This window comes from Amycolatopsis deserti (genome assembly GCF_014653945.1).
GTDB lineage: Bacteria > Actinomycetota > Actinomycetes > Mycobacteriales > Pseudonocardiaceae > Amycolatopsis_E > Amycolatopsis_E deserti.
Window position 1 is genome coordinate 1,207,572 of the sequence record NZ_BNAU01000001.1, and the last position, 23,489, is coordinate 1,231,060.

Sequence of the window (23,489 nt, forward strand, 5' to 3'; positions counted from 1 at the left end):
ACCCTGGGCGCGTCCGACTGTCTTCACCGAGCGGGGTTTCCTTGAGCACGACAGTCCCGAGCGAGACCGTCCCGGCGGACCTCCGGCGGATCGCCGCGGCGGGGGCGCCGGGCGTCCTGTGGCGGCTGCGCGAGGAGGGCCGCCAGCTGGATGCGAACCTCGTGCACCTGGTCGCGGGCGAGCGAATCGCCACCCACACCGAGCCCGACCTCGACGTGCTGCTGGTGGTGGTCACCGGCACCGGGACGGTGACCACCGGGGAGGACGCGGTGGAGGCCGGCCCCGGCTCGCTGGTGTGGCTGGCGCACGGCCAGGCCCGCGCCATCGAGGCGGGCCCGGAGGGCCTGTCGTACCTGACCGTGCACCGCCGCCGCCCGGGCATGCGGATCGGACTCCGCTGAGGCTGTGCGGCCGGCCCCGGCCGCGCCACGCCGCGCTGGTGATCAGGTCCGAGCGCCGGCGCCAGCGGGCGGACCAGCGGCGCACCCAGCCTCCGGCTGAGCCCGCGCCGATCACCGCCGCCCGCGGGCTTCCCGGCAGCGCCGCTACCGCTGCCGGCGCCGGCCGCCGAGGGGGCGCCGCCGGGCCACGAAGCCGCTGGTCACCGCCCGTCGACACCCGCGCTACGCGGGGCCGGGCCACGAGGCAGCGCCGCCGCGCAGGCCGCGCCAACCCACCCGCCGCACGCACACTGCGGCGACGGCGCCCACACCACCGGGCCCGCGAGTAGCCGCCGCCCCGCCGGGCGCGCGGGCAGCCGGCGATCACCGGCACGCGGCCCGCCGCTCGGCGGCCCCGCCAGGGACCGCAGGGGCCGGGCCGCGGGGCTGGCCTCGCCGCGCGGAGGTCGCGGCAACCCCCGCCGGGCGCGGCCCGCCGCTCGGCGCCGCCGCGGGGACTAGCGCCGTCGCGTGCGGAGGTAGTCGCTGATCACCGCGGCTCCCAGGCCGTCCACCTCGGGCGCCACCACCCGCCCACCCGACCGCCGCGCGATCAGGTCCACGAACGCCGCCAGCCGCGGGTCGTCGCCGAGGCGGAACACCGACACCGACGCCCCCATCTTCGCCAGGCGGTCCACTTCGGACAGCGTCTTCACCAGCGTCCGCGGCTGGGGCGGGTAGTCGAACTCCGCCGTGCCGTCCGGTTCCAGGTGCGCGGTCGGCTCACCGTCGGTCACCATCAGCACCACCGGCTGCGCGTCCGGGTGCCGCCGCAGGTGCCGTCCGGCCAGCAGCAGCGCGTGGTGCGCGTTGGTGCCCTGCTCCCACACACCCTCCAGCCCGACCAGCTCGGGCAGCTCCACCTTCGTCGCGTACCGACCGAACGTGATGAGCTGCAGCGCGTCGTTGCGGAAGCGCGTGGAGATCAGCTGGTGCAGCGCCAGCGCGGTGCGCTTCATCGGCAGCCAGCGCCCCTCAGACACCATCGACCACGACGTGTCCACGCACAACGCCACCGCCGCCCGCGACCGCAGCTCGGTCTCCACGACCTCCACATCGGACACATCCAGGCGCACGCGACCGCCGCCCGTGGACGCGGTCCGCAGCACGGCGTTGCGCACCGTGCGGGAGACCTCCCACGGTTCCCGGTCGCCGAACTGCCACGGCCGGCTGGCCCCGGTCGGCTCCCCCGCCGCCCCGGCCGACTCGGTCTGCCGCTCGCCGGTCTTGCCGCGCAGCGAGTGCACGATGTCCGACAGCGCGGTCTCCCCCAGGCGCCGCAACGCCTTCGGGGTCAGCCGCAGCGAACCGTCCGGCGCGCGTTCGAACAGCCCCTGCGACCGCAGCTCACGCTCCAGTTCGGACAGTCGCCGGGCGTCGACCCCGGCGTCCGGCCCGAGCTGGCGTTCCAGCGCCTCCAGGTCGATGTCCTCCAGCCGCGCGCCCGGGTAGGACTGGGCCAGCTGCTCGGCCAGCGCGTCCAGTTCGGCCAGGTCCTGCATCGCCTGCGCGCCCTCGCCCAGCCCGAGCGGGTCCTGGCCGCGGAACCGGGCCGAGGAGGTCCAGTCCTCCCCCGGGCGCATCGCCTGCAGCCGGGCGTCCAGGCCGGCCAGCTGCTGCCCGATGCGCGGGTCGCCGAAGGCCTGCTGCGCCAGCTCGGCCAGCTCCGCCCGCTGCTCGGCCGACATCGAGTTCAGCATCCGCTGCGCCGCGGCCGCCCGGGCCGCCAGCGCGTCGATCAGCTCGTCGACGTTGCGCGGGTTCTCCGGGAAGAACTCGCCGTGGCGGCGCATGAACTCCTCGAACCGCTCGTCGATGTCGTCCACACCGCGGGCGTGGGCGTCGAGCAGCGCGTTCAGGTCGGACAGCATCTGGTGGACGCGCTCGACGTCCTCCGGGCTGGTGCTCTGCAGCGCCTGCTTCATGCCCTCGAAGCGGGCGTCGAGCATCTCCCGGCCGAGCAGGTCGCGGATCTGGTCGTACTTCTCGCGGCCCTCCTCCGAGCGCCACGGGTACTCCGACAGCTCGCGCACCGCGGCCGCCGTGCCCGGCGGCAGCGCGTCGAGCTGGGCCTCGGCGAAGCGGGCGTCGTCGGACGGGTCCGGGAACAGCGCCCGCTTCTCGGCGTCCAGCGCCTCGTCGAGCAGGCGCCGCACCTCCTGCAGCGTGCCGTCGAGCCGGTGCCGCCGCTGGATCTCGGCGCGGCGCTGCCACACGCGCCGGGTCATGTCGTCCAGCCCGCGGGTGTTGCGGGTGCCGCGGCGCAGCAGCTCCTCCAGCGCCGACCGGGGCGAGGCGCCGTCCATGACCTCGCGGCCGATCTCGTCCAGCGCCTCACGCAGGTCGATGGGCGGGGCGAGCGGGTCGGGGCCCTCGTGCCACGGGCCGTAGGACCAGCCCTGCGGTGCGGTGCTCACGGCCCGTACACCGTGGTCGCGTCGTCGGAGTCCTTCGCCAGCTGCCGCGCCAGGTAGAGCGACTCCAGCGCCAGCTCCACGGCCGCGGCGATGCGCCCGGGCTCGTCGGTCGCGGACGCCCCGGCCCGCTCGGCGACCTCGTGCAGCACCGGCAGCTCGGGCAGCGCGGCGAGCAGGTCCGCGCCCGGCACGCGCTCACCGGTGGCGACCAGGTGCCCGTTGGACACGGCCTCGACCAGCGGGCGCAGGTTGAGCCCGCCGAAGCGCTCGCGGGCGGTCTCGGCGACCGCGCGGCGCAGCAGGTGCACCAGGTGCTCGGTCTCGCGGCCCTCCTCGCCCGGCTCGAACTCGATCTTGCCGCGCAGCACGGCCGGCACGGCCTCCAGGTCGACCGGACGGGCCACCGCCGGGTGCTCCCCGGTCAGCGCGGCGCGTCGCAGCGCCGCCGCCGCGACGGTTTCCGCCGCCGCCACGGCGAACCGGGCCGACACGCCGGAGCGCTGGTCGACCACGGTGGATTCGCGCAGGTTGCGCACGAACCGGGCCAGCACCTCCAGCAGCGGCTCGCCGACCTCGGCGACCAGGTTGGCCTCCTGGCGGACCACGTCCACCTCGGCGGCCACGGTCAGCGGGTAGTGCGTGCGGATCTCGGCGCCGAAGCGGTCCTTGAGCGGGGTGATGATCCGGCCCCGGTTGGTGTAGTCCTCCGGGTTGGCGGTGGCGACGAGCAGCACGTCCAGCGGCAGCCGCAGCGTGTAGCCGCGGATCTGGATGTCGCGCTCCTCCATCACGTTGAGCAGCGCGACCTGGATGCGCTCGGCGAGGTCGGGCAGCTCGTTGATCGCGACGATGCCGCGGTGCGCGCGCGGCACGAGTCCGAAGTGGATGGTCTCCGGATCACCCAGGCTGCGGCCCTCGGCCACCTTCACCGGGTCGACGTCGCCGATCAGGTCGCCGACCGAGGTGTCCGGGGTGGCGAGCTTTTCGGTGTAGCGCTGGTCGCGGTGCAGCCAGGTCACCGGCAGGTCGTCGCCCAGTTCGGCGGCGCGGCGCCGCGAGGCCGGGGTGATCGGCTCCAGCGGGTGCTCGGCCAGCTCGGAGCCCTCGATCACCGGGGTCCACTCGTCGAGCAGGCCGGCCAGGGTGCGCAGCAGGCGCGTCTTGCCCTGGCCGCGCTCGCCGAGCAGCACGACGTCGTGGCCGGCGAGCAGGGCGCGTTCGAACTGGGGCAGCACGGTCCGGTCGAACCCGACGATGCCCGGCCACGGGTTCCGGCCCTCGCGCAGCGCGGCGAGGAGGTTGTCGTGGATCTCGGTCTTGATGCCGCGCGGCAGGTACCCGGCGGCGCGCAGCTCCCCCGCGGTGCGCGGGAGGTTCTCGGGTGCGGGTGTCACGACTACGACGCTACGCACGTCCCGCGGTGTCGTCGACGTGGAGCAACTCCAGCGTCCGGGTGCCGTATTCTGGGTCGCCGTGTGCTGTCCCAGTGCGACCCTCACCGTGTGGGCCTCGGCGTGGCTGTCCGGAGCCGCCGCGTCCGACGACGTCCTCGACGCGCTCCTGACGTGGGGCGAGGCGCACGAGGTGGTGGCCGCCGACGCCGAAGCGGCGGTGACGCTCGACCTCCCGCTCACCGGTGACTTCCCCGGCACGCCCGTCCAGCTGCTCGCCGCGCTGCGCGCGCACGGCGCCGGTCCGGCCCGGCTGGTGCTGCCCGCGCCCGGCGACCCGCGTGGTCTCGGCGGGGGCGGCCCGTTCACCGAAGCCGCGATGCGCGCCGGGGAGGCCGTGCTGCTGCCGGACCTCGGGTTCGGCCTGGTGCCGGTGCCGATCGCGGAGGGGCTGGTGCGCTGGTCGGTCTTCCGGGTCGCGGTGCCGCTGAGCCCGGAGTACGTCGGCCTGAGCGAGGCCGAGCACGGCCTGACCGACGCGATCCGGGATTCGGCGGGGGCGCTGCAGGCGCTCGACGTGGCGCGGGACCGGCCGGGTGTGCGGGCCGAGCTGGCGGCGAAACTGCGGGCGCGGCCGCGGCTGGACTGGCCGGCCGGGACGCCGGGCCGGGCGCTGCGGGTGCTGCAACGGGCCGACGAGGTGGGCGCCATCGTGGCGATCGCGGAAATCGACGAACCGGGCGGCGCGCTGTCGTCGTCGGCGGCGGTGCGCCGCGCCGACGCCCTGCGCCCGCTGAGCACGGCCGTCCGCACAGCCCGCTACGCGGCGATCAACGAAGCCGTCCGGCAGCTCACCGAGCAGGGCGACAGGCAGCCCTGATCGGCGGCTTGACAAGCGCGGCGCGAGCGACGAGGCCGTCCGGCGCGCGGGGGACTCGCCGGGCACACCGTGTGGCAGACGCGGGCTGACCGGCAGCCGTGGTCGGCCGTTCGGCCCGAGCGGTGACCATCCCGTCGAGTCTCACGCGCGCTGGCCGTGGACCGCGCCCGCCGGGCAGGCCGAGGAACTCGAGGAAGAAGCCCGCCGCGTTCGCCGGCAGCAGGCGAACGGCGAGCTGCTGCCCGTGCTGCGCAGCGGATCGCTCGGTGGCAGCGACGTCGTGCGGGAGACGATGCCGTGGCTGCCGGTCGCCGGGCGCGATCTGTTCGCCACGTTCGCCTACACCGCCCTGACGCCGCACGGCACGGTCGGGATGCGGCACGTGCTGAACGGCCACCTCGACGGCGTGGACGGCTTCACCGAGGTCGTCACCACCGCGCTCGCCTCGGTGCAGGACGGCCTGATCCTGGAGGAGGCGGTCACCGGAACCGGGCGGCTGATCCGCATGCACCGCCCGGACGGCTTCGGCGCGGCCGGGCAGCAGGCGCCGGAGCTGCCCCTCGCTGCTGACCGTCACCGCGACGGCGATCGAGCTGGTCGCCGAAGGCGGGGTGTCCTGACGCGCGGGCCGGGGGTTCCGTGGTTTGATCTCCCGCGTCGTCCGTCCTGACCGCACGGGGGAAGTTCGTGGACTACGTGGACCCGGCCCGCAACCTGATCTCGTTCACCACCGGCACGGGCGCGGTCTTCGCCGAGTCCGCGCCCGCGCAGGCCGTCGACGCCTTCCGCCAGGCCTGGGAACGCGTCAGCGCGGACCACGGCGTCGATGCGGAGCAGGTGATCCGCATCGAGGCCTACTGGCAGCCCGCGCACTGGGACGAGCGCTACCTCGGCCGGACCTTCGGCGACGTCGAGCTGGAGTACGTCTTCCCCCGGCCCGACCCGGGCGGCTGGCACACCGCGCTGGACCGGGCCCGGGAAGTCCTCGACGAGGTGACCGCCGCCGACTGAGCGTCAGGCGCGCCGCTTCACCGGCTCGCAGCAGCCCACCGCGCACGGCACGCCGTTGACCGTGCACCCGGCGAGCGGGAAGTCCGACAGCTTCCGCACCGGCGCTCCCGCCACGTGCTCGCGCACCAGCTCCACCACCAGCTCCGCGAACCGCGGGTCGCCGTTGGGCGTGGCCGCGCGGGCGAAACCCATGCCGTGCTCGGCGGCGCGCTCGGCGGCCTCGTTGTCCAGGTCCCAGATCACCTCGAGGTGGTCGGAGACGAACCCGACCGGGCACACCACGACACCCGTGACCCCCTGGGCGTGCAATGCGTCCAGGTGGTCCACGATGTCCGGCTCCAGCCACGGCACCTGCGGCGGACCCGACCGCGACTGCCACACCACGTCGTACTCGGCGACACCGGCCTGCGCGGCGACCAGGCGTGCGGCCTCGTGGATCTGCCGCGAGTACCGCCGGCCGCCCTCCTCCGGCGGCCCGGCGGCCTGGTCCGCGCTCTCCGGCACCGAATGCGCGGTGAACACGACCCGCGCGCCGGGCACCTGCTCCAGCCCGGCGCGCACCGCGTCGGCGAACGCGCCGACGAACAACGGGTGGTCGAAGAAGTGCCGCAGCTTCACCAGTTCCGGCGCGCCCTCACCGACCGCGGCGCGCGCCCGCTCGATGTCCTCGTCGTACTGGCGGCAGGCCGAATAGCCGCCGTAGGCGCTGGTCGGGAACACCAGCGCGCGGCGCACCCCGTCGGCCTTCATGCGCGCGACGGTGTCCTCCACCATCGGCTCCCAGTTGCGGTTGCCGAAGTACACCGGCAGGTCCACGCCCTGCGCGGCCAGCTCCTTCTCCACCGCGGCGATCGCCTCGCGGTTGAGCCGGTTGATCGGCGACACGCCACCGAAGTGCTGGTAGTGCTCGGCCACCTCGAGGAGGCGTTCGCGCGGCACCCCCCGTCCCCGGGTCACGTTCTCCAGGAACGGCATGACGTCGTCCGGTCCCTCCGGACCGCCGAAGGACAGCCACAGCAGCGCGTCGTAACTCACGGTCGGTGATTCTGCCGCTGTGGCCGCCCCCACGCTGGATCGGCCCTACAGTCCGAGCGCGTGCACTCCGCCGTCGACCCAGATCATCGAGCCGGTCGTGGCCGGCAGCCAGTCCGACAGCACGGCGCAGATCGTCTTCGCGACCGGCGTCGGGTCCTCGGCGTCCCAGCCCAGCGGGGCGCGGTCGCCCCAGCCGCCCTCCAGCTCACCGAAACCCGGGATGGACTTGGCGGCCATGGTCTTGACCGGGCCGGCCGCCACCAGGTTCACCCGGATGCCCTGCGGGCCCAGGTCGCGCGCCAGGTACCGGTTCACCGACTCCAGCGCCGCCTTCGCCACGCCCATCCAGTTGTAGGCCGGCCACGCCACCCGCGCGTCGAAGTCCATGCCCACCACCGACGAGCCCCGCGACAGCAGCGGCAGCAGCGCCTTGGTCAGCGACATGAACGAGTACGCCGACACCTCCACCGCGACCGAGACGTCCTCCTTGGGGGCGTCCAGGAACGGCGCGCCCAGGCAGGACTGCGGCGCGAAGCCGATCGAGTGCAGCACCCCGTCCAGCCCGTCGACGTGCTCGCGCACGCGGTCGGCGAGCGTGTCCAGGTGCTCGGTGTTCTGCACGTCCAGCTCGATCACCGGCGCCTCCTCGGGCAGGCGCTTGGCGATGCGCTCCACCAGCGAGAGCCGGCCGAAACCGGTGAGCACGACCTTCGCGCCCTGCTCCTGCGCGGCCTTCGCCGCGTGGAACGCGATCGACCCGTCCGTGATCACGCCGGTGATCAGCAGTCGCTTACCTTCGAGAAGTCCGGCCACGCCTGTCCTTTCGGTGTGTGTTGGAAGAGGGAGTCAGTGCCCCATGCCGAGGCCGCCGTCGACCGGCAGCACGGCACCGTTGATGTAGCCCGCCTCGTCGGAGGCCAGGAAGCGCACCGCGGCGGCGATGTCGGCGGTCTCGCCGTAGCGCCCCGCCGGGATCTGGTTCAGCGCCGCGTTGCGCTGGTCGTCGGTGAGCGCGTTGGTCATGTCGGTGACGATGAACCCGGGCGCCACCACGTTCGCGGTGATGTTGCGCGAGCCCAGCTCGCGGGCCAGCGACCGGGCCATGCCGACCAGGCCGGCCTTGCTCGCCGCGTAGTTGACCTGCCCGGCGCCGCCGGAGAGCCCCACCACCGAGGAGATGAAGATGAACCGGCCCCACTTGCCGCGCAGCATGCCGCGCGAGGCGCGCTTGGCGACCCGGTAGGCGCCGGTGAGGTTCGCGTCGACGACCCGGGTGAACTGGTCCTCGCTCATCCGCATGAGCAGCGTGTCGTCGGTGATGCCGGCGTTGGAGACGACCACCTCGACCGGGCCCTGGTGCTCCTCGACCTGCTTGAACGCCGCGTCGATCTGCTCGCTGTCGGTGACGTCGGCCTGCACGCCGAACAGGCCCTCCGGCGCGCCGGACCCGCGGTGCGTCACCGCCACCCGGTGCCCGGCCTCGGCGAGGCCCCGGGCGATGGCCAGGCCGATGCCGCGGTTGCCGCCGGTGACCAGTACGGACCGTCCCACGTGACACTCCTCGTTCGATTTCCCGCAGTTGCCCGGTGAGGTTATCCGGCGGCCGGAGAGCGGGGCAGCACCGCCCGGCCGCCTACGCGGAAGTAACCCGGTGAGCCCGGTCACGGAGGCCTTCGTCCTAAGGGATTGTTAGCTCTGGCCGCGCTCCCTTGTCGACGGCGGCCTCCGCCACCGAACGTGGTCGCTGGTCATGAGACAAGGGAGTTTTCGATGACGTCAACCATCGACGCCGGCGAGAACCGGCGCGCCGGCCGCCGCGTGGTGAGCAACATCCTCCGCGGCTCGGTCGGCAACCTGATCGAGTGGTACGACTGGTACGCCTACACCGCGTTCAGCGTCTACTTCGCCGCCACGTTCTTCCCGAAGGGCGACTCGACCGCGCAGCTGCTCAACACCGCGGGCGTGTTCGCCGTCGGGTTCCTCATGCGGCCGCTCGGCGGGTGGCTGCTCGGGCGCTACGCCGACCGGTTCGGGCGGCGCTCGGCGCTGACCCTGTCGGTCAGCCTCATGGCCGCGGGCTCGCTGCTCATCGCGCTGACCCCGGGCTACGGCACGATCGGGATCGCCGCCCCGCTGCTGCTGGTGCTGGCGCGGCTGCTGCAGGGCATCTCGGTCGGCGGCGAGTACTCGACCTCGGCGACCTACATGTCGGAGGTCGCCACCCGCGGCAAGCGCGGCTACTACTCCAGCTACCAGTACGTCACGCTGATCGCCGGCCAGCTGGTGGCGCTGGCGGTGCAGATCGTGCTGCAGCAGGTGCTCACCACCGAGCAGCTGCACAGCTGGGGCTGGCGGATCGCCTTCGGCATCGGCGCGGTCGGCGCGGTGATCGTGTTCTGGCTGCGCCGCGGCATGGACGAGTCGGCCGACTTCGAGGCGTCCAAGGCGAAGCGGGACAGCGCCGCGCACGGCACGCTCAAGGCGCTGGCCAAGCACCCGAAGGAGGTCGCCCTCGTGGTCGGCCTGACCATGGGCGGCACGCTGTTCTTCTACACCTACACGACCTACCTGCAGAAGTTCATGGTCAACACCAGCGGCATCAGCAAGCCGAACGCGGCGTGGATCAACTTCCTGGCGCTGGTGGTGTTCGTGGTGCTGCAGCCGCTCTACGGCGCGCTGTCCGACCGGGTGGGCCGCCGCCCGCTGCTGATCGGGTTCGGCGTGCTGGGCACGCTGGTGACCGTGCCGTCGCTGACGCTGCTGGCGCACACGCGCAACCCGGTGTTCGCGTTCGTGCTGATGGTGGTGCCGCTGGCGATCAGCGCGCTCTACACCTCGATCAGCGCGGTGGTGAAGGCGGAGCTGTTCCCAACCAACATCCGGGCGCTGGGCGTCGGGCTGCCGTACTCGGTCGCGGTCGCGGTGTTCGGCGGTACCGCCGAGTACATCGCGCTGTGGTGCAAGCAGGCCGGGCACGAGTCGCTGTTCTTCTGGTACGTCACGGTGGTCGTGTTCATCTCGCTGGTCATCTACGTCCGGATGCGGGACACCAGCAAGGACTCGGCGATGGACGCCTCCTAGAGTGACAGCCGTGCGCGTGCTGCTGGTCGAGGACGACGACGGGGTCGCCGGCGCCCTCGTCGACTCCCTCGGCGCGCACGGCCACCAGCCCACCCGGGTGCGCCGCGGCGAGGACGCGCTGCTCGCCCACCGGGACGCCGACCTGGCGCTGCTCGACCTCGGCCTGCCGGACCTGGACGGCCTGGAGGTGCTGCGCAAGCTGCGGGCGGTGAGCGCGCTGCCGGTCATCGTGCTCACCGCCCGGGGCGACGAGCGGTCCGTGGTGCGCGGCCTGCGGCTCGGCGCGGACGACTACCTGGTCAAGCCGGTGCGGCTGAGCGAGCTGCTGGCCCGGATCGAGGCGGTGACCCGGCGGGCCGCGGCCGCCCGGCCGGAACCGCAGGTGGTCGTGGTCGGCGACATCGAGGTCGACCTCGGCGCGCGGCGCGTCGTGGTCGGCGGCGCCGAGGTCGAGCTGACCGCGAAGGAGTTCGCCGTGCTGGCGGCCCTGGCCCGGCGGGCGGGCACCGCGGTGAGCCGGCAGCAGCTGATGGACGAGGTGTGGGGCGACGCCTACGTGGCCGTGTCGCGGTCGCTGGACGTGCACCTGACGCAGCTGCGGGCGAAGCTGCGGCGGCCGGAGCTGCTGACCACGATCCGCGGGTTCGGCTACCGGCTGGGCGCGTAGGTGCGCACCCGGGTCCTGGCCGTTCTGCTGGCCTTCGTGGTGCTCGCGACCGCCGGGTTCGCGCTGCCGCTGCTGACCGTGACCGCGACCGAGCGGACCCAGCAGCTGCTGCTCGCCCGGACCGCGGACCTGGACCGGTTCGCCGCGCTGGCCGACCAGGCGGTGGCCGCGGGCGACTCCTCGGCGCTGCTGGCCGAGGTGACCCGCTACACCGAGCTGTACGGCGAGGGGATCGTCGTGGTCACCGCCCGGCGCGCCCCGGTGGCCGAGACCGGTGGCCTGACGGCGGCGGACCCGGCGGTCGCGGAGCTGATCGACGCGGCGCTGCGGAACCAGCCGAGCCAGCCCGCGGCGACCGTGCGGCCGTGGTCGCACGCGCCGGTGCTGCTGGCCCGCCCCGCCGGGACCGGCACGAAGGTCTCGGGAGCGGTGGTGCTGCGGGCGTCGGTGACGACGGCCGCGGACGACGTGCGGCGCAGCTGGTTCGCCGTGCTGGCCGGGGCGGCGCTGGTGACGCTGGCCGGCGCGGGGCTGGCGCTCGGGGCGACGCGGTGGGTGCTGGGCCCGATGCGGCGGCTGGACCGGGCGGTGGGCGACCTGACCGCCGGGTTGCGGCCGGTGCACGCGGACCTGGCCGGGCCACCCGAGCTGCGGCAGCTGACGGCGGGGTTCAACCGGATGTCGGACGCGGTCACGGCGGCGCTGGACCAGCAGCGGCGGCTGGTCGCCGACACCTCGCACCAGATGCGCAACCCGATGACGGCGCTGCGGTTGCGGGTCGACGCGCTCGGGCCGTCGTTGCCCGCGTTGGCCTCGCGCACCTACGAGGGCGCGGTCGGGGAGCTGGACCGCCTGGAGGCCCTGCTGGACGACCTGCTGACGCTGGCGGCGGCCGAGCACCGGGCGGGCGAGCTGGCCGTCTCCGGCGACAGCGCCTCCTGCGACGCGGCGGCCGTGGCGGAGGCGCAGGTGCACCTGTGGCAGCCGGCCGCGGAGCGCGCCGGGGTGACGTTGCGCTTCGCCGGGGAGGCGGCCCGCGCGGCCGCGACGGAGGCGGAGCTGGCGCAGGTGCTGGACGTGCTGCTGGACAACGCGCTGAAGTACGCGCCGGGTGCGGAGGTCGTCGTGTCGTGTGGCGTGGAAGGCGCGTGGGTGGTGGCGTCGGTGGCCGACGCCGGGCCCGGCCTGTCGGCGGAGGAGCTGGCGCAGGCGCAGGCGAGGTTCTGGCGCGCCGAACGGCACCGGGGCCTGCCGGGAACCGGCCTGGGCCTGGCGATCGCCGAACGCCTGGCCGCCGGCCGGGGCGGGCGGATCGAGCTGCGGGCGGCGGAGCCGCACGGCCTGGTGGTGCGGGTGCTGCTGCCCCGCACGGAGGCCCCCGGGACATGACGATCACCAATCCCCGCCGCGGCGCGCAGCCGCCCACCGCGCAGGGGGCGCTGCCCATCGTGGCCGCAACGCCCTACCGCCACCGCGGTGCGCTGACGCCCACCGCGCACGGAGCGCTGCCGCCCACCCTCTCCGCGACGCGCTCCCGCCACCGCCGCGGCGTGCTGGCGCCCACCGCGCAGAGGGCGCTGCCGCCCACCCTGGCCCTAACGCCCCGCCGCCGCCGCGGCGGCGCGGTCCCGCCCGCCCTCGTCGCAGAGTCCTGCGGCCACCGGCGCGGCGGGCAGCGCCCCACCCTGGCCGCAGAGCCCCACCGCCACCGCCGCACGCAGCCACCCACCCTCGCCGCCGAGCCCAACCGCCACCACCGCGGCGCGCCGGCGCCCACCGCGCACGGGGCGCTGCCGCCGACCGTGGCAGCAACGCCCTACCGCCACCGCGGCGGCGCGGTGCCACCCACCCTCGCCGCCAAGCCCCACCGCCACCGGCACGCGGTAGCGCTGTCCCTGGCGCCCTACCGCCAACACCGCACGCAGCGACCCACGCTCGCCGCAGAGCCGTACCGCCACCACCGCGCGCTACCACCCACCCTCGCCCCGGCGCCCCGCCGCCACCACCGCGCACAGCCACCCACCGCGCAGGGGGTGCTGCCATGACCAGCCGCCGCAGTCTGCTGCGTGCCGGGGTCGCCGTCGCGGTCGCCGGCGCCGCTCTCCGCTCCGGTGCGCCGCCCCGTGCGGGTGGGCCCGCGGGGCGCCTCCGGATCGCCACCGGCGAGGAAGCCGGCTTCTACCTCGCCTTCGGGCAGCTGCTCGCCGCCGAGGTGAACGCCGCCTACCCCCGCCTGCACACCGTCGCGCTGCCGACCGAAGCCACCGTCGCCAACCTGGAGATGCTCGACGCCGGCGCGGCCGAACTCGCCCTCAGCCTCGGCGACATCGCGGCCGCCGCCACCACCGGCAACCCCCCGTTCGGCCGCCGCCTCGAGCTGCGGGCGCTGGGCCGGGTCTACGAGAACTACCTGCAGCTCGCCGTCCGCGCCGACTCCCCCATCACCTCCGTGGCCGACCTCACCGGGCGCACCGTCTCCCTCGGCGCCACGCGCTCGGGCGGTGCCGTCGTGGGCCGCCGTCTCCTCGCCGCCGCCTCGGTCACCGCCCACGTCCGCCACCTGCCCATGCTCGACGCCCGCGACGCGCTGAAGGCGGGCGCGATCGACGCGATGCTCGTCTCCGGCGGGGTCCCGCTCCCCGTGCTGTCCACTCTGGACTCCGAAATCGGCATCCGCCTGCTGCCGCTGGCCCCGTACCTGCCGGCGTTGCGCGGCTTCGGCTACGAGGCGGTCCGCGTGCCCGCGGGCGCCTACCGCTCCCCGGAAGTCGACACCATCGGCGTGGCGAACCTGCTCGTCTGCCGCCCGGACCTGCCCGACGACATCGCCGCCGCGGTCACCCGCGTCCTGGTCCAGCGGGCGAGCCGGCTGGTGCCCGCGCAGACCGTGGCGACCCAGTTTCTCGATGTACGGTCGCTGATCGGAACCGGTACCGTGCCCCTGCACCCCGGAGCCGTGGCGACCTACCGCGCGCTGCACGGCTGAGCGAGGAAGGAGCCCCCGGTGACCCAGTCCCGCCCGCCGGTCGTGGCGATGCCGCTGCGCGTCCGCTTCCACGAGTGCGATCCGCAGGGCATCGTCTTCAACGCCCACTACCTGGCTTACTTCGACATGGCCTCGTTCGAGTTCTTCAAGGCGATCTTCGGCTCCTACGACGCGCTGCGCGAACGCCACGTGGACTGCGTGGTGGCCGAGTCGAACCTGCGTTACCGCGCGCCGAGCCGGTTCGACGACGAGCTGGTCGTCGAGGTCGCGATCGACCACCTCGGCACCACGTCGATGATCCTCGCGTTCACCGTCCGCCGCGGCGACGACCTCATCGCCACCGGCACCAACCGCTACGTGTTCGTCGACTCCCGCACGCTGGCCAAGGCCGCGCCGCCGGAGGACGTGCGCGCCAAGCTGCTGGCGCACACGTGACCGAGCCCGGCTACCTCAGCGAAACCCGCGCCGCCTACGACGCCATCGCGGGCGAGTTCGCCGAGTGGATCCGCGACGAGCTGGCGGCCAAACCGCTCGACCGGGCGGTGCTCGCCGCGTTCGCCGAGCTGGCCCGCGGGCCGGTGGCCGACGTCGGCTGCGGGTCCGGCCGCATCACCGCCCACCTGCGCGACCTGGGGGTGGACGCGTTCGGCGTCGACCTGTCCCCGGAGATGGTCGCGGTGGCCCGCCGGACCCACCCGGGCATCCGGTTCGAGGTGGGGTCGATGACCGCGCTCGACCTGCCGGAGGGCAGCCTCGGCGGGCTGGTCGCCTGGTACTCGATCATCCACGTCCCGCCGGCGGACCTGCCCGCGGTGCTGGCCGGGTTCCGCCGGGTCCTCGCCCCCGGCGGCTGGCTCCAGCTGGCCTTCGACATCGGCGACGAGCGCCTCCACCGCGACGAGATCGGCGGTCACCGGGTGAGCCTGGACTTCCACCAGTGCCGCGTGGACGGCGTCGCCGCGCTGCTCACCGAAGCCGGGTTCGAGGTGCGCGCCCGGCTCGAGCGCAGACCCGACGAAGAGGGGCCGTTCCCCGAAACGACCCCTCAGGCGTTCGTCCTGGCCCGGCGGCCTCAGGCTTCCTGAACGCCCGGCCTGCGGTCCTCCACCACGAAGCTCGCGCGCGTGCTGACCGGCGCGCCGGGCTTCGTCACGTACGGCACCACCCGGAAGTCGCTGCGCCAGCGCTGCCGGTTGACGTTCACCCGGACATAGCCGCGCTGGGCGTTGAAGAACTTCATGTGCGGGTTGGCCGCGAGGAAGTTCGTGCCGTCGGTGTTCATGTCCGCGCCGTCGCCGCCGCTGGTGATCGACGTGCCGACGAACTCGCTGCCCACGGTGGCCGAGCCCGGGTCGGCGTAGTCGCGCTTGAGGTCCCAGGCGTAGTTCTGGTGCCGGTCCCCGGTGATCACGACGAGGTTGCGCACGTCGCGGTCCTGCGCGGCGGCCAGGACCTTGTTGCGCTCGGCGACGTAGCCGTCCCACGGGTCCAGCCACACGTCCACCGGCGCACCCGGGTCGCGGTCGGTCTGGCCCATCGGCGCCTGGTTGCCCAGCACCTGCCAGCGCGCCTTCGACCGGGAGAACCCGTCGATGAGCCACTCCCGCTGCTGGGGGCCGAGCAGGGTGCGTTCCGGGTCGAGCCGCTCGGTGCAGGTCGCCGAGTTGCCGTCGCCGCAGGGCTGGTCGTCGCGGTACTGCCGGGTGTCCAGCATGGTGATCTCGGCCAGCTGCCCGTAGGACAGGCGCCGGTGCAGCCGCACGTTCGGGCCCGCGGGCATCTGCGTGTGCCGGTAGGGCAGGTTCTCGTAGTTGGCCTGGAACGCCTGTGCGCGCCGCTGCCGGAACACGGCCGGGTCCTGGTCGGGCTCGGTGTCGGCCTGGGAGATGTCGCCGGCCCAGTTGTTCTCCACCTCGTGGTCGTCGATCGTGTGGATCCACGGGAAGCGGGCGTGCGCGGCCTGCAGCGGCGCCTCCGCCTTGTAGAGCGCGTACTGCAGGCGGTAGCGGGCCAGGTCGAAGGTCTCGGTCTTGAACTTGTCCTCGACCGTCACGCCGCGCTTGTTGGTGCCCACCCCGGACTCGTACAGGTAGTCGCCCAGGTGCACCACGAAGTCCAGGTCCTCGGCGGCCATGTGCTCATACGCGGTGTAGTAGCCGTCCTGCCAGGCCTGGCACGAGGCGAAGGCGAAGTTCAGCTCACGCGGTGAGGACCACAGCGCCGGGGCGGTGCGGGTGCGGCCGACCATGGAGATCTCGCCGCCGACGCGGAACCGGTAGAAGTACTCGTGGTCGGGCGCCAGGCCGGAGATCTCCGGGTGCACCGAGTGGCCCAGCTCGGGCGTGGCGATCGCGCTGCCGCGCCGCACCACGGCGCGGAACCGTTCGTCGTGGGCGACCTCGTACTCCACGCGCACCGGGGTGGCGGGCATCCCGCCGGAGCCGTCGGCGGCGAACGGGTCCGGCGCGAGCCGCGTCCACAGCACGACCCCGTCGGGTGCCGGGTCGCCGGAGGCGACACCGAGGGTGAACGGATTGGTGCCCTTGACGGGGCTGGCGTAGGCACTCGCCGCCGTCCAGGCGCCGGTGCCGAGCAGCACCGCCGCGGCTCCCGCCCCGCTGAAGCCGAGGAAACGGCGGCGGGACAGGTGGTACGGGCGCACGACCATGTGGGGGTCCTCCTGTGGTGGGATGGGGAGCACCAGGATGCTCATGGCCGGACATGGCCGTCAGCGTCCGCACGGGCGAACCACAGGTGAACGGAAACGATCAATTCCGATGTTCCGGATTCTCTTCTACCAGCCGGAGATACCGCCCAACACGGGCAACGCGATCCGGCTCGCGGCCAACTCGGGCTGCCAGCTGCACCTCGTCGAGCCGCTGGGCTTCCGGTTCGAGGACAAGCACCTGCGCCGCGCCGGGCTGGACTACCACGACCTGGCCGACGTGCACGTGCACCCGGACCTGGGCAGCGCGTGGCGGGCGCTGCTGCCGGCGAAGGTGTACGCGTTCAGCGCCAGCGCCACCCGCTGGTACACCGACGTGGCGTACCAGCCGGGCGACGTGCTGCTGTTCGGGCCCGAATCGTCGGGGTTGCCGCCCGAGGTGCGGGACGCCCCGGAGGTCACCGACCGGGTGCGCGTGCCGATGAAGCCGGGGGTCCGCTCGCTCAACCTGGCCAACACCGCGGCGATCGCGGTGTTCGAGGCGTGGCGGCAGCAGGGTTTCGCCGGCGGCGTCTAGCGGTGCTCGTCCACCGGGGCGGTGGAGAGCAGGTCGTCGCGGTAGTCGGCGGGCAGCTGCTGGACGAGGTCGTCGAACTCGCCCTGGCTCACCCCGGATTTGAGCGCCGCGACGACGGCCCGGGCGTGCTCGCGAGCGCCGTCCTGCGTACAGCCGTGGCCTTCGGCGTCCATCACGCGCCGGTAGAACTCCTCCACCCCGAACGAGGCCCCTTCGCCGGTCTCGGGCAGCGCCTCCTTGATGCCGGCCGGCAGCTGCCCGGCCAGGTCGCCCGGCTCGCCGCCGGCCAGCCGCTGCCCCAGCACCGTCAGGGTGGCCCTGGTGGCGGCCGCGGCGTGCTCGGCGTCAGCCAGCCCCGCGATCCGGCGCACGGCGGCGACGATCTCGTGTTCCTTCATCACACCTCCCGGTGAACTCGTCCTCGGGAAGGCGCATACCCGGCCGTCACCGGGCTGACACGTCACCGGCCTCCGGCGGCGCGACCACGTCCAGTCCCCACGCCTCGCGGAACGCGCTGACCGTCAGCCACGCCAGCCGCGCGTTCACCGCGAACAGCTGCCGCACCGAGGTGAGCGTGTCGAACGACGCGTCGCCTTCGCTGTCCCGGCCGCGTGCCAGCTCGTCTTCGCCGAAGCCGTCGCCGAAGACCTCGCGCACCGTGCCCAGGTAGTAGAGGTAGCCCAGGGTCTCGAGCTGGACCCGCTGCAGCCCCGCGTCGTCGCCGGGCGGGATCGGCGGCCGCGCGGCCGCCGACAGCAGGACGTGCGCGTCCGGCACGGCGTGCGCCTCGACGTGCCGCACCAGATCGCTGGTCCGGACGTGGTCGTAGGCCTCGCGCGCGACGACCGTGCGGAGCCCGGCGAGCTTGCCCTTCAGGTCCTCCTCGACGACCCGGCGGCAGACCGCGTCGAGGGGGCCCGGCTCGGCGGTCACCAGCCGGGCGATGCGGATCAGCTCGCGCGGCAGGCCGCCGGCCAGGCAGTGGCACAGGCACACGAACGGATCGGGCAGGCCGAACACCCGCGCGCCGAGCACGGCCCGCGCGTCGGGCAGGCGCAGGTGGTCCAGACGGAAGATCATGTCGAAGGCGCTGTCGAACGCGTCGCGCACGGGCAGGCCGCGGCGTTCGAAGGAGGCCAGCGCGTCCTCCGATACCGACACCAGGAACAGGAACCCGGGCACGTCGAGGTTGAACAGGGCCTTGACCTCGTTGACGAACTCCTGCGCCTCCTCCGGCGACAGGATCTTGTCCAGCTCGTCGAGGACGATCACCACCGACGGCGTGGCGATGTCGGGCATCCGGGACACGCACGTGATCGTGGTGCGCAGGAACTCGCCGAACTCGTGCACGATCTGCGGGTAGCTGCGCGGCTGGCGGGTCAGCTCGCGCGAGTCGCTCAGCCCGGTCTCCGCGCCGAACAGCAGGCCGACCTTGCCCGACCAGCCGGAGGTGTGCTTCTGCTGGAACTCGATGCCGTCCAGCGTGTCCCGGGCCAGGTCGCGCAGGCCGGTCAGGGTCGTCGGCCTGCTGGTGAGCGCGGGCGCGGGGGCCGGTGCGAACCGGCGCCGTCGTCCGAGGACAGCACGGTCGCGCCGGCCAGTACGACCACCAGCGGCCACCACATCGCCGTCAGCCAGGCGCCGAAGTCGCGGCGCGGCCCGCCGACCGCGGCCGCGCCGACGAACCCGACCACGACCCACAGCGCGACCGCGGCCAGCAACGGGGCGGCCGGACGCAGCAGCGCGAGCCGTGAGGTCCACCGTTGGGGCCGCTCGGGGATCCGCTTGTCGCAGAACCGCAGCACCTCGGCGCAGGTCCGCGCGAAGAGGTGGAGGACGAACTCCCGGGCGTCGTAGCGCACCGGGACGCTTTCCAGGACGACGATGTGCTGGCGGCCCGCCTCCAGGAACTTGCCGGCCTGGTAGGCCTCGAGCAGCGTGGACTTCCCCGCTCCGCGCGGACCGGCCACGCCGATGGCCCCGCCGCTGATACCGCTGGTCAGCGTGCGCAGCCGGGTGAACGCGGTGGTGTCGACGATCCGGTCGCCGGCGCGCATCAGCCCGAGCCCGGCGCGGTTCAGCTCCGGCAGCGCGGTGCTGAACGGCGGGTTCACCGCCTCGTTGAGGTGGCGGGTGACGGCCGGGACCACCGCGCGCATCGCCGCCGCCCGCCACTCGCGCTCGGCCTCGGCGACGCGCGCCTGAAGGGCGTCCCGTGCCGCGACCCACTTCGCGCTGCCCCGCCGCGCCGGGTCCTGGGACAGCCGGGCGGGCACCAGGCCCGGGCTCAGCGACAGCGGGCCGCCCAGCACGAGGACCGCCAGCGTGACACCGTCGGCGAGCAGCCACACCGCCCAGTCCGGCCACGGCAGCGGCACCACCCGCGCCAGCAGCAGGAAGGCGGCGACCGCGGCCAGCGCGGCCACGAGCAGGGTGCGCGCGACCACCGGCGGCGGGATGCGGCGTCCCGGCTCCTCGTTCTTCTCCGGGCCGGCGGTCGCCAGGCACGCCGTGAGGAACAGGAAACCGGCGGCCAGCCCAGCCAGCACCCAGACCACGGTGGCCCAGAACGGTCCCATCGCGGCCTTCGACGACGGCCACAGCCGCCACAGCGTGAGCAGGTAGGTGGCCGCGATGGCGGTGGTGACCGGCCAGCCGGCGCCGGCCACCGCGCGTTTGCCGGTGAACCGCGTGCCGGCCGCGGCGATGAACCGGTAGGACCACCGCAGGGCGAAGCAGGCCACCACCGCCCAGCCCGCGAACGCCCAGAACCGCGCCCCGCCGGTGAGCCCGCCCTGGCCGAGCTGCCAGGCCACGAGCGGGAAGACCAGCCCCGGCCACACCGCGGCGCCGACCATCGCGTGCCCGGGCCGGTCGCGATCCGACGGCGGCCGGACGGCCGGGACGGCGTCCCGCCGCTCGTGCGCGGCGAGCGCCTCGCGGGCGAGCCGCAGCGCCGCGATCTCCGGGTTGGTGTACCGCAGGATGCTCAGGCCGCCGCGCAGCACGGCGGACCGCACGTGGGCGCGCACCCGCGGCCGGTCGGCCTCGGCGACGCGGCGGCCGAACTCGCCGGCCACGGTCAGGTCGTCCAGTGCCTCGTCGACGAACTCCGGCAGCCGGTCGCGCAACTCGGCGACGAGCTCGTCCGGGACGCGGTCCCCCGCCTCACGGGGCGGGCCCGCGGACGCCTCGGACAGTGCGGTCATGATCAGGCACTGTATCGGCGGGCGGAACCGCGCACGCGGCGATCCGGCGAACTAGGGCAGGCGCTGCCCCACGAACAGCGACGTCCCGGCCGCGGCGACCAGGGCCAGCGTGCCGAGCAGGACCCACGGGCGGCTGGCGTCGGCCTCCTTCATCTCGTAGCCGATCTGCTCGCCGAGGTCGGCGTAGACCTCCTTGAGCTGTTCGGCCGAGCCGGCCTGGTAGAACTGCCCGTCGGACAGGCGCGCGACCTCCTGCAGCGAGCCGTCGTCGACGTCCACCGGCACCTCGCGGCCGTCGATCTCGACCGTGCCGTGGCTGGTGCCGAACGAGATCGTGGAGATCGGCACCTGCTGCTTGCGCGCCTCCTGCGCGGCGGTGAACGCCCCGCGCGGCGCGTACAGGTCGTCCGGCACGGTCTGCTTGCCGTCGCTCATCAGCACGATCCGCGCGGGCGGCGGGCCGTCCGCGCCGCCGACCACCGCCGAGAACCCCTGGATCGACTGCAGCGCCGCGTAGATGCCCTCCCCGGTCGCGGTCGACTGGGCCAGCTTGAGGTTGTCGATCGCGGTGACCACGCTCTGCCGCTGCGTCGTCGGCGCCACCAGGACGGTCGCGGTGCCGGCGAAGGACACCAGCCCCAGGTTGATGCCGGGCGTGAGGCCCTGCGCGAACTGGGTCGCCGCGTCCTGGGCGGCCTTGATGCGCGACGGCTTGACGTCGGTGGCCTCCATCGACAGCGACACGTCCACGACCAGCATCACCGTGGCCCGGTTGCGTGGCACCTTCTGCTCGGCGGTCGGCCCGGCCAGCCCGACGGTGAGCAGCAGCAGCGACACGATGATCAGCGCCGCCGGCACGTGCCGCGGCCAGCCCTGCGAGCGCGGCGCGATGCGGTCGAGCAGCTCCAGGTTGGAAAACCGCATGGTGCGGCGCCGCCGGGCGCGCTGCGCGAGCACGTAGCCGACGGCGACCGCGGCGACCACGAACAGCAGCAGGAACCACCAGGGCGCGCTGAAACCGGACAGGCTCACGCGGCGCCTCCGCTCCACCGCCGCTTGCGGGCCACCACGAACCGCACGGTGTCGGCGATCCAGTCGGAGTCGGTGCGGAGCACCAGGTGCGCCGCGCCGGCCTGCCGCAACGCCCGCGCCACCTGGTCCCGGTGCGCCTGCGCGGCGGCGGCGAACTCGCGGCGCAGCAGCGCCGAGGCCCGCACCTCGCGTTGCTTGCCGGTCTCCGGGTCGGCCAGCACGATCGTGCCCACCTCGGGCAGGTCGACGTCGCGCGGGTCGAGGACCTCGATGCCGATGAGGTCGTGCCGCGCGGACAGCGCCCGCAGCGGCCGCTGCCACTGCGTGCCGCCGAGGAAGTCGGAGACCACGACGACGAGCCCGCGGCGGCGCGGCGGGCGGCGCAGCTGCTCGATCATCGCCGCCAGGTCGCCGCGGGTGCCCTCGGCCGCGCGCGGCATCTCGGCGATCTTGCGCAGCAGGTTCCGGGCGTGCGCGCGGCCGCCGCGGGCCGGGACCCGCTCGGTCACGTCGCCGTTGGAGAACACCGCGCCGAGCCGGTTGCCCCCGCCGCCGGTCAGGTGCGCGATCGCGGCGACCGCGCACACCACCAGGTCGCGCTTCTCGGACAGGGCGGTGCCGAAGTCCAGGCTCGCGGACAGGTCGGCGGCGACCCAGGTCTCCAGCTCGCGGTCGGCGACGGTTTCCCGGATGTGCGGCTCGGTGGTGCGGGCGGTGACGGCCCAGTCCATGCGGCGCACGTCGTCGCCGGGCTGGTAGGGCCGTGCCTCGCCCGGTTCGGAGCCGGGTCCGGGCACGAGGCCGAGGTGGTTGCCTTGCAGCAGGCCGTCCAGCCGCCGGCGCACCTCGAGTTCGAGCATGCGCAGGCCGGCGTCGAGTCGTTCGCCGCGGAGCACGGGCGGCGCCCACGCGGGCCGGGCGCTGCCGTCGCCGGTGTGTCCCCTGGCCACTACCGCCCCGGGGTCCCGTTCGGCAGCGGCTGGGCCGGGCCGCCCTGGGGCCGGGCGGAGACCTGCGGCAGCGGCACGGTCTGCAGCACGCGGGTGATGATGTGGTCCAGCGGCACGGCGTCGGCGAGGGCGTCGTAGGACAGCACCAGCCGGTGGCGCAGCACGTCCGGCACGACGTCGACGACGTCCTGGGGCAGCACGTAGTCGCGGCCGCGGACGAGCGCGAGCGCGCGGGCCGCGGCGATGATGCCGAGGCTGGCGCGCGGCGAGGCGCCGTAGGACACCCAGCCGGCGACGTCGGTGAGGCCGTGCTCGGCCGGGGTGCGGGTGGCCAGCACCAGGCGCACGACGTAGTCGACGAGCGAGTGGTGCACGAACACCTTCGCCGCGACCTCCTGCAGCCGGACCAGCTCGCCCGGGCTCAGGACCTCGTGCGGTTCCGGGGGCGTGACACCCATCCGGTAGATGATCTCGCGCTCCTCCTCGGCGGAGGGGTAGTCGACGATGATCTTGAACAGGAACCGGTCGCGCTGCGCTTCGGGCAGCGGGTAGACGCCCTCGTTCTCGATCGGGTTCTGCGTGGCGAGGACGAGGAACGGGTCCGGCATCGGGAAGGTCTTGCCGCCGATCGAGACGTGCCGCTCGGCCATCACCTCGAGCATCGCGGACTGCACCTTGGCCGGCGCGCGGTTGATCTCGTCGGCGAGGACGAAGTTGGCGACCACCGGTCCGAGCTCGACGTCGAACTTCTCGCTGCCCTGGCGGTAGATGCGGGTGCCGAGGATGTCGGCGGGCACCAGGTCGGGGGTGAACTGCACGCGGGAGAACGACCCGCCGACGACGCGGGCGAGGGTTTCCACCGCGAGGGTCTTGGCCACGCCCGGGACGCCCTCGAGGAGGAGGTGCCCCTTGGCCAGCAGGCCGACGAGGAGCCGCTCGACGAGCCGGTCCTGCCCGACGATCACCCGCTTGACCTCGAACACGGTGCGCTCCAGCAGTTGCGCGTCCCGCGCGGGGGTCGCGGACTGCTGCTGCCCGTTCGCGCCCTCCGGGTAGCGGGGCTCGGTCACGGTTCCCTCCTCGCTCACGTTCAACCTCTCGCGCTGCGACCGTACCAGCCGGCCGGGCACGGGAGGTCGCCACGGTAG

General features: G+C 74.2%; 23 protein-coding genes. 11 read left to right on the forward strand and 12 right to left on the reverse strand.

Annotation, left to right across the window (positions count from 1 at the left end):
- Positions 1 to 41 precede the first annotated feature (41 nt).
- Positions 42 to 401, forward strand: coding sequence for a hypothetical protein (locus tag IE290_RS05865; protein WP_191243421.1), 360 nt, complete (start codon positions 42 to 44; stop codon positions 399 to 401).
- 497 nt (positions 402 to 898) lie between these two features.
- Here IE290_RS05865 and IE290_RS05870 read toward each other — a convergent pair whose 3' ends face one another.
- Together IE290_RS05870 and IE290_RS05875 are read right to left on the reverse strand one after the other, a co-directional pair.
- A complete protein-coding gene (locus tag IE290_RS05870) occupies positions 899 to 2,857 on the reverse strand; it encodes a VWA domain-containing protein (protein WP_191243422.1) in 1,959 nt (652 codons plus the stop codon).
- Positions 2,854 to 4,251 carry an ATP-binding protein gene (locus IE290_RS05875; RefSeq protein WP_191243423.1) on the reverse strand — a complete coding sequence of 466 codons (1,398 nt, stop codon included), beginning with the start codon at positions 4,249 to 4,251 and terminating at the stop codon, positions 2,854 to 2,856. The genes IE290_RS05870 and IE290_RS05875 overlap by 4 nt, the downstream gene beginning before the upstream one ends.
- A gap of 79 nt (positions 4,252 to 4,330) precedes the next feature.
- Here IE290_RS05875 and IE290_RS05880 point away from each other — a divergent pair, with 79 nt between their 5' ends.
- From IE290_RS05880 to IE290_RS05890, 3 genes are all read left to right on the forward strand, one after another.
- On the forward strand, positions 4,331 to 5,128 hold the full coding sequence (locus tag IE290_RS05880) for an Rv1486c family protein (protein WP_191243424.1): 798 nt from the start codon (positions 4,331 to 4,333) through the stop codon (positions 5,126 to 5,128).
- Between the two features lie 244 nt (positions 5,129 to 5,372).
- Complete coding sequence (locus IE290_RS05885; protein ID WP_229874234.1) at positions 5,373 to 5,798, forward strand: hypothetical protein; 426 nt, start codon at positions 5,373 to 5,375, stop codon at positions 5,796 to 5,798.
- A gap of 17 nt (positions 5,799 to 5,815) precedes the next feature.
- Positions 5,816 to 6,139 carry a hypothetical protein gene (locus IE290_RS05890; RefSeq protein ID WP_191243425.1) on the forward strand — a complete coding sequence of 108 codons (324 nt, stop codon included), beginning with the start codon at positions 5,816 to 5,818 and terminating at the stop codon, positions 6,137 to 6,139.
- A 3-nt stretch (positions 6,140 to 6,142) separates the two neighbouring features.
- On the opposite strand, the gene IE290_RS05895 is transcribed toward IE290_RS05890, so the two are convergent.
- From IE290_RS05895 to fabG, 3 genes are read right to left on the reverse strand one after another with little or no spacing between them, the layout of a single operon-like run.
- On the reverse strand, positions 6,143 to 7,174 hold the full coding sequence (locus IE290_RS05895) for a ferrochelatase (RefSeq protein WP_191243426.1): 1,032 nt from the start codon (positions 7,172 to 7,174) through the stop codon (positions 6,143 to 6,145).
- A 45-nt stretch (positions 7,175 to 7,219) separates the two neighbouring features.
- Entirely contained in the window at positions 7,220 to 7,987 is a 768-nt protein-coding gene (gene fabI, locus IE290_RS05900; protein ID WP_020418437.1) for an enoyl-ACP reductase FabI, read from the reverse strand.
- A 33-nt stretch (positions 7,988 to 8,020) separates the two neighbouring features.
- Entirely contained in the window at positions 8,021 to 8,725 is a 705-nt protein-coding gene (gene fabG / locus IE290_RS05905; RefSeq protein WP_191243427.1) for a beta-ketoacyl-ACP reductase, read from the reverse strand.
- A gap of 219 nt (positions 8,726 to 8,944) precedes the next feature.
- Between fabG and IE290_RS05910 the strand changes: the two genes are divergently transcribed.
- The 6 genes from IE290_RS05910 (at position 8,945) to IE290_RS05935 (ending at position 14,993) form a co-directional block, all read left to right on the forward strand.
- Positions 8,945 to 10,255 (forward strand): MFS transporter, encoded by a 1,311-nt coding sequence (locus tag IE290_RS05910; RefSeq protein ID WP_191243428.1) that lies wholly within the window; start codon positions 8,945 to 8,947, stop codon positions 10,253 to 10,255.
- Positions 10,256 to 10,265: 10 nt separating this feature from the next.
- Positions 10,266 to 10,922: a response regulator transcription factor gene (locus IE290_RS05915; protein ID WP_094003123.1), complete on the forward strand. Its 657-nt coding sequence runs from the start codon at positions 10,266 to 10,268 to the stop codon at positions 10,920 to 10,922.
- Entirely contained in the window at positions 10,923 to 12,311 is a 1,389-nt protein-coding gene (locus IE290_RS05920) for a sensor histidine kinase (protein ID WP_191243429.1), read from the forward strand.
- 652 nt (positions 12,312 to 12,963) lie between these two features.
- Positions 12,964 to 13,908 carry a TAXI family TRAP transporter solute-binding subunit gene (locus tag IE290_RS05925; protein ID WP_191243430.1) on the forward strand — a complete coding sequence of 315 codons (945 nt, stop codon included), beginning with the start codon at positions 12,964 to 12,966 and terminating at the stop codon, positions 13,906 to 13,908.
- A gap of 18 nt (positions 13,909 to 13,926) precedes the next feature.
- Positions 13,927 to 14,343 carry an acyl-CoA thioesterase gene (locus tag IE290_RS05930; protein ID WP_191243431.1) on the forward strand — a complete coding sequence of 139 codons (417 nt, stop codon included), beginning with the start codon at positions 13,927 to 13,929 and terminating at the stop codon, positions 14,341 to 14,343.
- Entirely contained in the window at positions 14,340 to 14,993 is a 654-nt protein-coding gene (locus IE290_RS05935; protein ID WP_191243432.1) for a class I SAM-dependent DNA methyltransferase, read from the forward strand. The genes IE290_RS05930 and IE290_RS05935 overlap by 4 nt, the downstream gene beginning before the upstream one ends.
- Here the strand turns inward: IE290_RS05935 and IE290_RS05940 are convergent.
- Entirely contained in the window at positions 14,981 to 16,576 is a 1,596-nt protein-coding gene (locus IE290_RS05940) for an alkaline phosphatase D family protein (RefSeq protein WP_191243977.1), read from the reverse strand. The two genes, IE290_RS05935 and IE290_RS05940, sit on opposite strands and share 13 nt — an antisense overlap.
- Positions 16,577 to 16,685: 109 nt before the next feature.
- On the opposite strand from IE290_RS05940, the gene IE290_RS05945 reads away from it, so the two are divergent.
- Positions 16,686 to 17,150 carry a tRNA (cytidine(34)-2'-O)-methyltransferase gene (locus IE290_RS05945; protein ID WP_191243433.1) on the forward strand — a complete coding sequence of 155 codons (465 nt, stop codon included), beginning with the start codon at positions 16,686 to 16,688 and terminating at the stop codon, positions 17,148 to 17,150.
- Here IE290_RS05945 and IE290_RS05950 read toward each other — a convergent pair.
- The 6 genes from IE290_RS05950 to IE290_RS05970 are packed head-to-tail and all read right to left on the reverse strand — an operon-like array spanning position 17,147 to position 23,411.
- Positions 17,147 to 17,548 (reverse strand): DUF2267 domain-containing protein, encoded by a 402-nt coding sequence (locus tag IE290_RS05950; RefSeq protein WP_191243434.1) that lies wholly within the window; start codon positions 17,546 to 17,548, stop codon positions 17,147 to 17,149. The genes IE290_RS05945 and IE290_RS05950 overlap by 4 nt on opposite strands.
- Positions 17,549 to 17,594: 46 nt before the next feature.
- On the reverse strand, positions 17,595 to 18,770 hold the full coding sequence (locus IE290_RS37725; protein WP_229874235.1) for a hypothetical protein: 1,176 nt from the start codon (positions 18,768 to 18,770) through the stop codon (positions 17,595 to 17,597).
- Positions 18,662 to 20,359, reverse strand: coding sequence for a hypothetical protein (locus tag IE290_RS37730; protein ID WP_229874236.1), 1,698 nt, complete (start codon positions 20,357 to 20,359; stop codon positions 18,662 to 18,664). Before IE290_RS37730 ends, IE290_RS37725 begins: the two co-directional genes overlap by 109 nt.
- Before the next feature lie 51 nt (positions 20,360 to 20,410).
- The gene (locus IE290_RS05960; RefSeq protein WP_191243435.1) at positions 20,411 to 21,391 is read right to left on the reverse strand and encodes a VWA domain-containing protein; all 981 of its coding nucleotides are present in this window, start codon (positions 21,389 to 21,391) and stop codon (positions 20,411 to 20,413) included.
- Entirely contained in the window at positions 21,388 to 22,341 is a 954-nt protein-coding gene (locus IE290_RS05965; RefSeq protein WP_191243436.1) for a DUF58 domain-containing protein, read from the reverse strand. The genes IE290_RS05960 and IE290_RS05965 overlap by 4 nt, the downstream gene beginning before the upstream one ends.
- Positions 22,341 to 23,411 carry an AAA family ATPase gene (locus IE290_RS05970; protein WP_191243437.1) on the reverse strand — a complete coding sequence of 357 codons (1,071 nt, stop codon included), beginning with the start codon at positions 23,409 to 23,411 and terminating at the stop codon, positions 22,341 to 22,343. Before IE290_RS05970 ends, IE290_RS05965 begins: the two co-directional genes overlap by 1 nt.
- Positions 23,412 to 23,489 lie beyond the last annotated feature (78 nt).